We start from the raw sequence: 13030 nt of genomic DNA on the forward strand, positions 1-13030 counted from the left end.
TCCTCCTCATACTCTGATTTTCAAAGCTTGAGTCTGCACTGGTTGCAACATCCTATTGCCGACATTCCTGTTTGTCAATCCGCTGCTGTAGCATGATTATTTCAAAAAATGGAAACGTTTTCAACATAAAAATGCACCGTTCTTCAAAAATAAACCTCTAAGCCTATGCCATTAGTCTCTGTCCGTAGAATATTGCCTGATTAACCGGGATATAATGGCCAGGGAGAGCCGACATTGACATATTGAGCTGTTTTTCATATAATAGTGGCAATATTTGCGTTAAAAAAATCACTGATGAGGAACAGTAATTTTGTCTTGGTCATTTTAGAGAGCCGGCGGTTGGTGCAAGCCGGTTGACGAGCGGAATGAACTCGCCTCGGAGATATGCGGTCAACGCGGGACAGGAGGCTGCAGCCTCTCCGTACATAAGCAAGTAAGCCGCATCGGATCACCCCCGTTACAGGGTGCTTAAGGGAGTAGCGGTGAAGAACACCAGCTACTAACTAGGGTGGTACCACGGGAAACAACCTCTCGTCCCTAGCGCAGACACGCTACGGGATGCTGAGGTTTTTTTGTTGCAGACCGTATGAGGAGGAAATCAATATGAGTGAAACAACACAGCCGAAGCATGGCTATCAGCCGCAAAGCATTGAACCGAAATGGCAGAAGCATTGGGAAGAGAATAAAACGTTCCGCACCGGAGAAGATCCGGACAAACCGAAATTTTTCGCCATGGATATGTTCCCTTATCCGTCCGGAGCAGGACTGCATGTCGGTCATCCGGAGGGTTACACGGCTACGGACATCGTCTCCCGTTTTAAAAGAATGAGAGGTTACAATGTCCTGCATCCGATGGGCTGGGATGCCTTCGGCCTGCCGGCCGAGCAGCATGCGCTTGATACAGGCGAGCATCCGCGCGATATTACGTTCAAGAATATCGACAATTTCCGCCGCCAGATCAAATCGCTTGGCTTCTCGTATGACTGGGACCGCGAATTCAGCACCACAGATCCTGATTATTACAAATGGACGCAGTGGATTTTCATTCAGCTTTACAAGCGCGGCCTTGCTTACGTGGCTGAGGTGCCTGTGAACTGGTGTCCGGCGCTGGGCACGGTGCTGGCGAATGAAGAGGTTATCGATGGCAAGAGCGAGCGGGGCGGTCATCCGGTCATCCGCAAGCCGATGCGTCAATGGATGCTGAAAATTACCGAGTATGCCGAGCGTCTGCTGGAGGACCTGGAGGAGCTGGACTGGTCGGAAAGCATCAAGGATATGCAGCGCAACTGGATCGGAAAATCCACCGGCGCTGAAGTGCATTTTCAAATTGAAGGCCATAATCAGAGCCTGACGGTGTTTACGACCCGTCCCGATACGCTTTTTGGCGCTAGTTACTGTGTCCTGGCTCCGGAACAGGAGCTGGTGGATGTCATCACGACGGCCGAGCAGAAGGAAGCTGTGAAGCAGTATCAGGAGCAGGCGGCACGCAAGAGCGATCTTGAGCGTACGGACCTGGCCAAGGACAAAACAGGGGTATTTACGGGGGCTTACGCCATTAATCCGGTTAACGGAGCCAAGCTGCCGATCTGGATTGCCGATTATGTGCTGGCAGGGTATGGTACAGGGGCTATCATGGCTGTGCCTGGACATGATACCCGTGACTGGGAGTTCGCGAAGCAATTCGGCCTGAACATTATTGAAGTGGTAGCAGGCGGGGATGTAACGAAGGAAGCTTATACTGAAGACGGTGCGCACGTGAACTCCGGCTTCCTCGACGGACTTCACAACGATGAAGCGATCGCCAAAATGATCGCCTGGTTGGAGGAGCAGGGAAAAGGTCAAGGAAAGGTGACCTACCGCCTGCGGGATTGGTTGTTCAGCCGCCAGCGTTACTGGGGTGAGCCGATTCCGATTCTGCATCTGGAGGACGGTACGATGAAGACTGTTCCAGAGGATCAGCTTCCGCTTGTCCTGCCGGATGTCGATCATATCAAGCCGTCGGGTACGGGAGAATCCCCGCTGGCCAATGTGAAGGAATGGGTGGAAACGATTGATCCGGAGACCGGCATGAAAGCGCGCCGTGAAACGAATACCATGCCGCAGTGGGCCGGAAGCTGCTGGTACTACCTGCGCTTCATTGATCCGCACAATGACAAGGAACTGGTGTCCAAAGACAAGCAGCGCAAATGGCTGCCTGTCGATCTGTATATCGGCGGTGCCGAGCATGCGGTGCTTCACCTGCTGTATGCACGCTTCTGGCATAAAGTGCTGTATGATCTGGGTGTAGTGGAGACGAAGGAACCGTTCCACAAACTGGTCAACCAGGGCATGATTCTCGGCACCAACAATGAAAAAATGAGTAAATCCCGCGGCAATGTCGTTAACCCTGACGATATTGTTAACGAATACGGCGCAGATACGCTGCGCGTATACGAGATGTTTATGGGACCGTTGGAGGCCACAAAGCCATGGAACGAAAACGGCGTAGAGGGTATATATCGCTTCCTGTCCCGCGTATGGAGACTCTTTATTTCGGAAGACGGAAGTCTGAACAGCAAAATCACGCCGGACGGCGGAACGGATGAGTTCAAGCGCACCTGGCATAAGACCATTAAAAAGGTGACGGAGGATCTGGAGAACCTGCGCTTCAATACCGCGATCAGCCAGCTGATGATTTTCGTTAATGAAGCCTACAAGGCGGAGAGCCTGCCGCGCCAAGGCATGGAGCATTTTGTGCAGCTTCTGTCCCCGCTGGCGCCTCACCTTGCAGAAGAGCTTTGGGAACGGCTGGGACACAGCGGCACCATTTCGTATGTTCCGTGGCCTGAATATGATGAGGCATGGACCGTGGACGCCGAAGTGGAAATCGTTGTGCAAATTAACGGTAAAATCGTGCAGCGTGCGACGGTATCCAAGGATCTGGACGCCAAAGCGCTGGAGGAGCATGCCATGTCACTGGAAAATGTGCAGCAGGCGCTTGCGGGCAAGACGGTGCGCAAGGTCATTGCCGTTCCGGGCAAGCTCGTCAATATTGTTGCCGGTTAAGCTGTTCCGAGCTGAATAAGGCGTCTGCTTTGCGGACGTCTTCTTCATACTTTTCATGTGTGGTTCTGATCAGCTCATGAAACACATTATGGAGGCTCATTTCCAGCAGACTGAGCGCTTCGGCCGTAATCCCGCCGGGGACGGCTACCCTGGATTGCAATTCGGCAGGTGTGAACCCGCCTTCAGTGAGCAGCTTTCCGGTGCCGAGCAGCATCTCGCCAGCGAGCTCGCAGAGCTGCCCGCGGTCCATGCCGGTCAGTTCAGATCCGGCGTTAATCCATTGCTCCAGGAAATAGGAGAGAAACGCAGGGCCGCAGCTGGCAAAGTCGGAAGTAACTCTGGTAAACGCTTCCGGTACGCGGAGCGGTCTGCTGATGGACGACATCAGATTTTCCAGCATGTACCTGTCCTCTTCGTTGATACGGCTGCCATGTATGCATAACGAGGCTCCGCTGCCGACCAGATTCGTGATACTGGGTATAATTTTGGATACTTTGCAGGGGAGTTCGCTCTCCAGCCGTTCAATGAGCAGAGGGCTTGTGATGGATACGACAATCTGTTCGGGTGAAACGGCATTGCGGATTTCGTCGATCACACTTTTAAATTCCAGGGGCTTGACGCAAATAAACACAATATCGCTGTCCGCCGCCGTGTCGCTGTTCCGCAAGGAAAGGTTCAGGCCGGGATGGCGGCGGGCCAGCTTCTCTGCTTTGGCAAATGTACGGCTGCTTGCCGTAACTTGCGAAGGGGTCAGGGCGCCGGCGTTAATAAAAGCGTCTATGAGCAGACTGCCCATGCTGCCGGTCCCGATAAAACCTACCTTCATGCTTAGCGTCCTCCTTTCAACTGTTGAATAAGCCGCAGTTATTCTTCATAGTGTATGCATCCGGCCTTGGGCATCATGACGACTTTTTGGGCGGGACGTCACCTTCCGGAATACGAAGCTTTGGAAAAGGCGGTTTTGGCTTGAGGCCGCCTGATATCTATGGAGAGAGGACGATTGGATTGAAGCGTGCAATGAATGCCGCTGCGGTGGCGCTGGCCGTCGCAGGCAGCGGGCTGATCTTATTTTCCGGCAGCCGCGCGCCGGCACCGGAGCCGGGGTGGACCCCGCTGAACCCGGTTATTGAGGAGCGGGCGGCAGAAGAGAACAAGGCGGCTTCGGCTATTTCTGAAAAGGCGTCTTCCGCCGGGAAAGAGACGGGCCCGGCAACTGGCGGGTCTGACCCAAAAGCTGCGGACGCTGCTGCGGAGAAAACGGCTGCAGAGAAAACAGCTGTCGAGCAGACACCTTCCAAGCAAACGGCCGCTCCCAAAACGGAGCAGCAGCCTCCTGATGCTGTTCAGACACAGGCAGCCGAACCTCCGGGAGACACGGGGACATCCACTCCGCTCCCTGCCGATGGGAAGATGGTCAACATCAATACCGCCTCGGCGGCGGAGCTGATGGAGCTGCCGGGCATCGGCGCCAAAAAGGCGCAGGCCATCCTGGAATACCGCAATGCTCACGGCCCCTTCAAGCAGGTAGAGGATCTGGATCAAGTGAAGGGTATTGGATCCAAAATGCTGCAGAAGATGGAGCCGTATATTCAGTTGTAGATTGCTGTAACGAATTCAATAGAGAGCCAACACTATCTGTGTGCCGGAGGTTTTTTATGAGCGCCGAGGAACGCAAAGACTGGGATACGTATTTTATGGATATCGCCTATATGGTGTCGACCCGCTCCCGCTGTCCGCGCCGTCACGTCGGGGCTGTGCTTGTGCAGGGGAAAAAGCTGCTGGGTACAGCCTACAACGGAGCCCCTTCGGGAGTTCCGGACTGCTCCGAAGCAGGCTGCATGATTTCCGAAGAGGTTGAGCTTGTTGTGACGGGCGGCAGGGAGGAATTGGTCAAAAAGCAGCGCTGTATTCGCACGATCCATGCGGAACAGAACCTGCTGCTGTTCACGGACCGGATCGACCGGGAAGGATCAACCGTATATGTCACGGACGAGCCGTGCTGGACCTGCTCCAATATGCTGGCGAACAGTGGCATTGTTGAAGTGATTTATCACCGTCCTTACCCCAAGGATACAGGCAAGGTGAAGGAGCTTATGGAGCAGAAGGGCATTGTGTTCCGGCAGATGGAGAACTACCAGCCGCCGCAACAGACATGGATGAAAGTATCAAATTAATGGTTTTGAAGAGGAGGAACCTCTGCCGCCAAGAGCGCGGGCAGGGGTTCTTTTTTTTCTTATGGTTATGGAATTTATAAGTTTTCAGCGGAGCTGAACAATTCCATAACCTCAAGAAAAACTTCTGCTAAACGCGGTCTGGCTTCTTTGAATGTACGTCGATAGACGTTTTTCTTAATGAGTTTGCAAAGGAGGAGTATTATGAAGAACAGGCCGCTGCTTACCGCGACCGTATGCTGGATTACCGCCTCCGGGGCTGCCTGCCTATATTCCGGGAAGGTTCTGCTGGGCATGTGGGCAGGTTTGATTTTCATGCTGCCGCTGGCCGTTTGGCTGTGCAGAATTTCGTGGCGGAAGGCTTTGCTGTATTTTTTGATTTTAACCGCAGGCGGAGTGTATTGGGAGCTGTATGATCATTTTCAGGCGAGCCGTATTCCGGAGGTCCTGCATGCAGCGAGCAGGGAGCTTGACGGCAGGCCGGTACAGGCAGAAGGCTGGATTGCGTCTCCTGTGGAGGTAGACGGTAATAAAGCGGAGTTTGAGCTTCAACTTACGGCTCTCGGTGGTGAAGATGAATCCGCACAGATGCGGGAGATATCGGAGAAAGTGCTTGTACAGATCAGGCTTGCCGCAGAGGAAGAACAGAATACTGCCCGAGCCTGGTCCCGGGGAGACCGGATCACCTTTACGGGCACGATGGAGATCCCGGAGGGAGCGAGGAATTTTGGCGGTTTTGATTATCGGAATTATCTGAAAACGAGGCAAATCCACTGGCTGCTGAAAAGCAAAGGGGCCGATTCCGTGGCTATTCTGGAGAAAGGCTCGTGGAGCAGGTACAGCCTGCTGCGCTGGAGTGATGACGCCAGAATTCTGCTTGGAGAACGGATGGATACGACCTTTGCACAGCAGATCCATGCCGGGTTCATGAAAGGCCTGGTACTGGGCATAACGGATGACATTGACCCTGATCTGTATCGTGAATTTACGCGTCTAGGGCTAACGCATATTCTTGCCATTTCAGGCATGCATGTCGCTGTATTTACGGCTGCGCTGCTTTATATACTCAGACTGCTGCGATTCACGCGCGAGTCGGCGTTATGGATCGTGTTTGCTCTGGTTCCTGCTTATGTTCTCATTACTGGCGGTTCCCCGTCCGTGGTGAGGGCCGGAATCATGGCAATGATCGGTCTTTATGCCGCAAGGAGGGGACTTCTGAAGGACGGGCTGAATACGCTCTGTGCGGCAGCAATCATGATGCTGCTCTGGAATCCTTACCTGCTCGTCAACGTCAGCTTTCAGTTGTCTTTCCTGGTGACGGCAGGATTGATGATTTACGGGCCGCTGCTCAGACCGGTATTTGCGGCATGGCCGCCTGCCCTTGGCGGGTCCGCCTCCATCACGATCACTGCGCAGCTGGTTTCTTTTCCGCTGACTATTTTTTACTTCAATCAGCTCTCCCTCTTATCTACTGCCGCCAATTTTGTGATTGTCCCGGTCCTTACCCTCATTGTGCTTCCTTTAGGAGCGGCAGCGTTGCTGCTCTCGTTTTGCTGGGCGGGTGGAGCGCGCTTGCTCGCATGGCCGGCCGAACGGCTGAATGAGCTGACATTCGCGCTGGTAAGGTGGCTGAACGGTTTTGACGGATACGTCACGATATGGCCTTCCACCTCCATTTGGTGGGTGCTGGCTTATTATGTGATGCTTTATAGCCTGCTGCGTATCGTAAAAAGATGGTGTGATTCGAAATCTTCGTCCTTCGTGGAAGAATATGCTACACAGCCGCTGCCGGAAAACCCGAACCGACACGGAGAGACGACCCGCGCAGGTAGACAGAACGGGCATCGTCCCGAGCCGCTCGGCTTGTCGGCCATACCGGAGTGGTCGGTGTCCTGGTATGCCGAAGGTGCCGCCCAATATGCCGGGGTTCGCATGACAGGAAGGAATTATGCAGCTTTAGCGGGCTTATGCGTATGCTTTATACTGCTGCTTTACATGGGCTATCGGACACCGGCTAACGGCGGGGCAGGAGTTGTGCAATTCATCGATGTTGGCCAGGGAGACAGCATCCTGATCACAACCCCGGAAGGCAGGCATCTGCTGGTGGATGCCGGGGGAACCATGGATTTCAACACGGGCAAGAATGCGTGGAAGCGGCGGAAGGATCCTTACGAAGTGGGCGCGAAGACGGTTGTCCCGCTTCTCAAGCAAAGAGGTGTGCATCAGCTGGACGCGCTTATCCTGACACACGGGGATCAGGACCACGCAGGGGGAATGCAGGCGGTGCTGAAAGAAATTCCGGTGAAGTCTTTTATATTCAATGGGACTTTAACGGGCAAGGACTCAATAGACGGGCTGCTGCAAATCTGTCTGGAGCAGAAGATTCCCGTGTACGCCGCAAGCCGCGGGCTGGAGCTGCAGCCTGACGGACAGACCAGGCTGCTTTTCATGCATCCGGAGAGCAAGAACGAAAGTCTGCCTGTGGATGAAGAGCAGAATGAGCAATCCGTGGTGTTCCTGCTGAAGATGGCGGGAGCGTCTTTTTTGTTTACCGGAGATATGGATGCTGCGGTGGAGCAATTATGGATTGGGCAGGAGGGAGCAAAAAATGAGCGCCATGAGGGAGTGGATGTCCTGAAGGTAGCCCATCATGGCAGCAAGACATCAACGTCGGAGGAATGGCTGTCCTATTGGAAGCCTGGGGCTGCAGTCATTTCCGCCGGAGTTAATAATACATACGGGCACCCGAACGAAGGGGTGCTGGAGCGTTTGAACCGTTCGGGAGCTGATATCTACCGGACAGACACCCAGGGTGAAATTCAAATGAGGGTGAGTGGCGGAAGCATCGAGAAAAGGTATAAGCTGGAAGCGCCAGAGCCGTTGTAATTCGGGTGACTATCCTCCCTTTTTCTGTTATTCTAAGAAGAGGTTTAATAGCATAAGGGGCCTTACTCCCTGAAAAAATTAATGATTTTACGAAAACAGACGATTCGGCTGCAACAATTTTTATGGTGCATCCGTCTGTAATATTGCAAGGAGAGGGGGATCCTTTGTGGTAGAGCAGGAGCTCATCAGAGCCGCTCAATCAGGCGATCGCGACGCTCTAATAACCCTTTTAAGAGAAATAGAACAGCATGTGTACCGAACAGCATACTACATTCTAAACAATGAACAAGATGCCATGGATGCCGCACAGGAAGCACTCATTCGAATTTACTCCAAAATTAATTCCTATGAGGAAAAGGCCCAGTTTAAAACATGGGTGCAGCGCATTGTGACCAACATCTGCATCGATAAGTTCAGAAGGAACAAGCCTTCTGTTTCGATCGAAGAGCATGAAATGGTGTTCAGTGATTCGCAGGATGTAGAAGGTGAAGTCCTGTCTCATTATATGGCAAAGGATGTTCGTGAGGCAATTAATCAGCTGCCGGAGCATCACCGGACGGTTATCGTATTGCGGTACCTTCAAGATTTCTCATATAACGAAATTGCCGACTCTCTCGATTTGCCTCTCAATACGGTCAAATCTTACTTGTATCGGGCAAGGCAGCAGCTGCAAGGGTTGTTACAGGATTACCAGAAAGGTGGTGTATCAGGATGAAGTGTGAAGAGGTGATGGACCTAATGCAGCGCTATGTGGACCACGATCTGGACGAGCTGGAAACGTTCGAGCTATTGGACCATGTTGCGGAATGTCCGGCCTGTGCGGAGAAATTCCAGATATTGCAGGCACTGTCACGGGACCTTGAAGAACTGCCGGCCGTCACTCCAAAGTACAGCCTGGTCGATGCCATTTTGCCGCAGCTTGATGCCATTGATGAGGCGCGCAGAGAGCAGGGCAGCGCGCTTCAGGAGATGAAGCCGGTTACCCTGCAGGGAGCCCCTGGCCGGAAGCAGCATAGCGAGCCTCTTCCATGGTGGAAAAGGACTGCAGGACGTGCGGCGCTCGGGGTAGCGGCAGCGGCAGCAGTTTTGGGAGTCGTAGCGGTTACCTATGAGCCCAAGGCAGTGGAGAATGCGGAAGTGCAGCTGATGGAGGAAAATACCGGGTCAGATGCGAACACGCATAATGCCAGCGGAAGAGGAGAAGCTGCGAGCGAGACGGAGCAAGAGCAAACGGATTCCGCAGCGGACAGCGGAAAGGCAGCAGAGCCGTCTCAGGATAAGTCGGCATCTTCCGGTACCCCTGTGACGGAGGAAATTAAACCGGGAGTGCAGGACTCAAAGCCGGATCATGCCGCTAATGACGAACCGGTTCAATCCATATCCAAGGAAGAGAAGCCTGTGGAGAAAGCCGACAGCTCCACGGACAGCAAAGCCGAATCGCAGAAGAAGCCGCCAGCAGACGAGACCGGATCTGACAAAGAAAAGACCGCGACCTCAGAAGAAACCTCTTCGAAACCTGTAGCTGAGAAGGCACCAAAAGCCGAGGAGGCGCCGAAGGCAGAGCAGGCGCCGAAAGCAGGAGACAGTCAGACGGAGCAGGACCCTAAGCTTCAAACATTTAGCGCTTCGTCTAAAGAGAGCGATCAGTCCGCAGGCGATGGCTCCCAGGACGAAACAACTCAAGGAGCGGAGAACCGTACCGGAACGGGCAGCACTCTCCAGGAGGAGCAGCTGGCGCCTGCAGACAATGATTCACTGATGAAAAACCGTGTCCAGAACGATATCTCTGGGAATGCTTCGAGCATGGCGATTACGGCCCAGCCTGGCAACAACGATGCGTTCACTTCGAAAACTTCCAAGCGGCCTGACACCGAATCGCCGGACGGCCAGTATATTGTTGAAGTGGAAGGCAAGAAGCTGACCGTGTATAAGCAGTCGGGGGATAGCTCAGAGAAGATCGCCATGGAGGTCCGGACGCTGAACGGTACCTGGGTAGGAGGCAACTGGTCGGAAGACAGCAAAACGTTCACCTATTCGACGGAGCAGGACGGCACGGTGAGCAACTATATCTACACGGTTCCCCAGGTTACGGAGTAACCGAATCCCATGTTTTTTAAAACATGGCAACCAGGGTCCTCGCCTAGCGCGGGGACTTTTGTGCTGCCTGGGCTTTTCGCGGGTCCAATTATCTGTTAGGATAAACCGATGGAGGTGAGCCGTGATGGATTTGAAAACAGCAGTAAAGGCGATCCGGAAAGGCGATATCGCTCCGGTGTATCTGTTGTATGGCACAGAGAAATATCAGATGACGCAGTTCGTGGACATGCTGCAGAAGCATATCATTGAGGAGGAGCACCGCGAATTTGCCGTCATTCCCTATGATTTGACGGATACTCCGCTTGAAGCGGTCGTGGAGGAAGCGGAGACCGTTCCTTTCCTGGTGCCGAAGAAGCTTGTGCTGGTCAGGGACGCAGGGGTATTTACGGCTGGCAAGGATGGCGGAAAAGTGGAGCATCGCCTGGATACGCTTGCCGCTTACATAGAGAATCCAGCAGAATACAGCGTGATTGTTTTTATGGTGCATGCGGACAAGCTGGATGAACGCAAAAAAATCGTCAAGCAGATTAAAAATACGGCTGCCGTTATAACTTTTAGCCCGCTCAGCAGCGAGGAGCTGTTATCTTGGGTGGAGAAGCGCGCTGGGGAGCGCCATGTTGGTCTTGAAGCAGGGGCTGCGGCCGCGCTTGTCCGCAATGCAGGGACAGGACTGCAGGCGCTGGCGGCCGAAATCGACAAGCTGTGCCTCTTTGCAGGTGAGGGTGGTACGATCGGCGTGAAGGATATCGATTCACTGGTTGCGCGCAGTACGGAGCAGAACGTTTTTGTCATGGTGGAGGAGCTGGCCAATCTGCGGATGGAGAATGCGCTGTCCATTTTTTACGAGCTGCTGAAGCAGCGTGAAGAGCCGATTAAAATCGCCGCGCTCATCACCCGCCAGTTCCGCATTATTTTGCAGGTGAAGGAGCTTGCTCAGCAGAGCTATTCCCAGCAGCAGGTAGCCGGACAGCTTGGACTGCATCCATACGCCGTCAAGATTGCGGGTGAGCAGGCTCGCCGTTTCCGTCCGGAACGGCTGCGCTGGATTTTGAATGAGCTGGCGGAGCTGGATTACCGGATGAAAACGGGAGCGGTGGATAAAGTGCTTGGCATGGAGTTGTTTTTTTTAAAGCTTGGCGCGCAGACCGTATGAAAGAAATCCGTAGAATGCCAAAAAATCCTGATCGGTGCTTCAACCGTTCAGGATTTTTTCTTCATAGTCGTATTAGAAGCGCTAATTATGCCTGGGCATTCAGAGCGTTCAGTTTTTTCGCCAAGCGGGACTTTTTACGGGCTGCAGCATTTTTGTGGATCAGACCTTTAGTTACAGCCTTGTCCAGCTTAGTGGAAGCGGCTTTGAAAGCAGCTGCTGCAGTTTCAGCTTCGTTATTAGCCAGCGCAGTATCAGCAGCTTTCACTGCAGTACGCAGCGCGGATTTTTGGGAAGCGTTCAACGCACGGCGTTTTTCGCTCGTCTTAACGCGTTTAACAGCGGATTTGATGTTCGGCATTCCATTCACCTCCTGTAAAGGCATTCCTTATGAACACAAACGTTTCACAACTTAAAATATTTTAGCACGGCATATTTGAAAAAGCAATATGAAAAACATTTAGAAAAACCCATCAGAATCAGATGCGCAGGGTTTGTATGCATATTACGGCAGCGAGTCCAGCAAACTATAGAAAAAGAGAAACTTGAAGGAGGCGTGATGATGGACCTCGATTTGCAAAAATATTCGGTAAGAACGGACCTGGCGATTGAATCAAGGGAATTGGCAGGCCGCGGGCAGCAGCAGCCCATCCCGGGGGTACAGGAGGATGTGGAGGAGCAGGAGGGCATCAGGATCACAAGGTTGAATGTGATGAACGAAGCGGGAGCACAGCAGATCGGGCGGGTACAGGGAAATTATGTCACGTTGGAAATCCCCAAGCTAAGGGAAGGCGACACCGGGCTGCAGGATCGCGTCTCGTACACCTTCGCCAAAGAAATGGAAGAATTCATCCGTAAAATTGGCGTTTCCCCCAATGCAAAGGTTCTGGTCGTCGGTCTGGGCAACTGGAACGTCACGCCCGATTCGCTCGGACCGCTGGTGGTGGAGAACCTCATGATCACGCGCCAATATTTTGAATTGATGCCTGATCAGGTGAATCCGGGTTACCGCGAAGTCAGTGCTATAGCTCCGGGTGTTCTTGGCACCACGGGTATTGAATCCAGTGAAATTGTGCAGAGCATTGCGGAAAAAACTCGTCCCGAGCTGATTATCGCCATTGACGCCCTGGCCTCCAGGTCGCTGGAGCGAATCAACACCACGATTCAGGTGGCGGATATCGGCATCCATCCCGGATCAGGCATCGGCAATAAACGCCGTGGCATCACCAAAGAGATTTTGGGGATCCCATGTATCGCTATCGGTGTTCCCACCGTCTGTTATGCGTCAACGATCGTGAACGACTCCCTGGAAATGATGAAATCCCACTTGGGCAAGGATGCACCCCGCAGACAGGCCATTATGGGAATGCTCAACTCTATTTCCGAGCAAGAGAGACTGCAGCTGGTGAGGGAAGTGCTGCAGCCGCTTGGTCATGACCTGATTGTCACGCCAAAGGAAGTGGACAAGTTTATTGAAGATATTGCGAATATTATCGCCACAGGGCTGAACGCAGCGCTGCATGAGGCCATTACTCCGGATAACGTCGCCGCCTACACGCACTAACCTATGATATTTTTTCTTCACCCCGCCGATACAGGGCGGGTTTTTTCTGTTTGTCCGTTCTAGCAATTCCTTTCCGTTCATAGAGTTGAAGTATAAGAGATTATCCCAATCGGAAGC

General features: G+C 53.1%; 10 protein-coding genes and 1 other annotated feature. Of the genes, 8 read left to right on the forward strand and 2 right to left on the reverse strand.

All coding sequences use genetic code 11. From position 1 onward, the window contains the following. The first annotated feature begins 282 nt into the window (after positions 1-282). Positions 283-542, forward strand: a binding site (T-box leader). Positions 543-603: 61 nt separating this feature from the next. Next, entirely contained in the window at positions 604-3045 is a 2442-nt protein-coding gene (gene leuS, locus ACE5KN_RS20265; RefSeq protein ID WP_375526820.1) for a leucine--tRNA ligase, read from the forward strand. On the opposite strand, the gene comER is transcribed toward leuS, so the two are convergent. Then, positions 3026-3871 carry a late competence protein ComER gene (gene comER / locus ACE5KN_RS20270; RefSeq protein ID WP_375526821.1) on the reverse strand — a complete coding sequence of 282 codons (846 nt, stop codon included), beginning with the start codon at positions 3869-3871 and terminating at the stop codon, positions 3026-3028. The two genes, leuS and comER, sit on opposite strands and share 20 nt — an antisense overlap. 50 nt (positions 3872-3921) lie before the next feature. On the opposite strand from comER, the gene ACE5KN_RS20275 reads away from it, so the two are divergent. From ACE5KN_RS20275 to holA, 6 genes are all read left to right on the forward strand, one after another. Then, positions 3922-4644 (forward strand): ComEA family DNA-binding protein, encoded by a 723-nt coding sequence (locus tag ACE5KN_RS20275; protein WP_375526822.1) that lies wholly within the window; start codon positions 3922-3924, stop codon positions 4642-4644. A gap of 56 nt (positions 4645-4700) precedes the next feature. Next, positions 4701-5219, forward strand: coding sequence for a deoxycytidylate deaminase (locus tag ACE5KN_RS20280; RefSeq protein WP_375526823.1), 519 nt, complete (start codon positions 4701-4703; stop codon positions 5217-5219). Positions 5220-5420: 201 nt separating this feature from the next. Next, on the forward strand, positions 5421-8102 hold the full coding sequence (locus ACE5KN_RS20285; RefSeq protein ID WP_375526824.1) for a ComEC/Rec2 family competence protein: 2682 nt from the start codon (positions 5421-5423) through the stop codon (positions 8100-8102). Between the two features lie 166 nt (positions 8103-8268). Further along, on the forward strand, positions 8269-8817 hold the full coding sequence (locus tag ACE5KN_RS20290) for an RNA polymerase sigma factor (protein WP_355321156.1): 549 nt from the start codon (positions 8269-8271) through the stop codon (positions 8815-8817). Next, on the forward strand, positions 8814-10199 hold the full coding sequence (locus tag ACE5KN_RS20295; protein ID WP_375526825.1) for an anti-sigma factor family protein: 1386 nt from the start codon (positions 8814-8816) through the stop codon (positions 10197-10199). The genes ACE5KN_RS20290 and ACE5KN_RS20295 overlap by 4 nt, the downstream gene beginning before the upstream one ends. Positions 10200-10323: 124 nt before the next feature. Next, positions 10324-11352, forward strand: a complete 1029-nt coding sequence (holA, locus tag ACE5KN_RS20300; RefSeq protein WP_375526826.1) for a DNA polymerase III subunit delta — start codon at positions 10324-10326, stop codon at positions 11350-11352. Positions 11353-11437: 85 nt separating this feature from the next. Here the strand turns inward: holA and rpsT are convergent, their stop codons facing one another. Next, positions 11438-11710 carry a 30S ribosomal protein S20 gene (rpsT, locus tag ACE5KN_RS20305; RefSeq protein ID WP_305754621.1) on the reverse strand — a complete coding sequence of 91 codons (273 nt, stop codon included), beginning with the start codon at positions 11708-11710 and terminating at the stop codon, positions 11438-11440. Positions 11711-11911: 201 nt separating this feature from the next. Here rpsT and gpr point away from each other — a divergent pair, with 201 nt between their 5' ends. Further along, positions 11912-12913 carry a GPR endopeptidase gene (gene gpr, locus ACE5KN_RS20310; protein ID WP_375526827.1) on the forward strand — a complete coding sequence of 334 codons (1002 nt, stop codon included), beginning with the start codon at positions 11912-11914 and terminating at the stop codon, positions 12911-12913. Positions 12914-13030: the final 117 nt, after the last annotated feature.

This window comes from Paenibacillus terreus (assembly GCF_042138595.1).
In the GTDB taxonomy this organism is placed as follows: Bacteria; Bacillota; Bacilli; order Paenibacillales; family Paenibacillaceae; genus Paenibacillus; species Paenibacillus terreus.

Coding starts and splice junctions, on each gene's coding strand:
- ACE5KN_RS20295 (WP_375526825.1), top strand. CDS start 8,814: ATGAAGTGTGAAGAGGTGATGGACCTAATGCAGCGCTATGTGGACCAC.
- holA (WP_375526826.1), top strand. CDS start 10,324: ATGGATTTGAAAACAGCAGTAAAGGCGATCCGGAAAGGCGATATCGCT.
- rpsT (WP_305754621.1), bottom strand. CDS start 11,710: ATGCCGAACATCAAATCCGCTGTTAAACGCGTTAAGACGAGCGAAAAA.
- ACE5KN_RS20280 (WP_375526823.1), top strand. CDS start 4,701: ATGAGCGCCGAGGAACGCAAAGACTGGGATACGTATTTTATGGATATC.
- comER (WP_375526821.1), bottom strand. CDS start 3,871: ATGAAGGTAGGTTTTATCGGGACCGGCAGCATGGGCAGTCTGCTCATA.
- leuS (WP_375526820.1), top strand. CDS start 604: ATGAGTGAAACAACACAGCCGAAGCATGGCTATCAGCCGCAAAGCATT.
- gpr (WP_375526827.1), top strand. CDS start 11,912: ATGGACCTCGATTTGCAAAAATATTCGGTAAGAACGGACCTGGCGATT.
- ACE5KN_RS20285 (WP_375526824.1), top strand. CDS start 5,421: ATGAAGAACAGGCCGCTGCTTACCGCGACCGTATGCTGGATTACCGCC.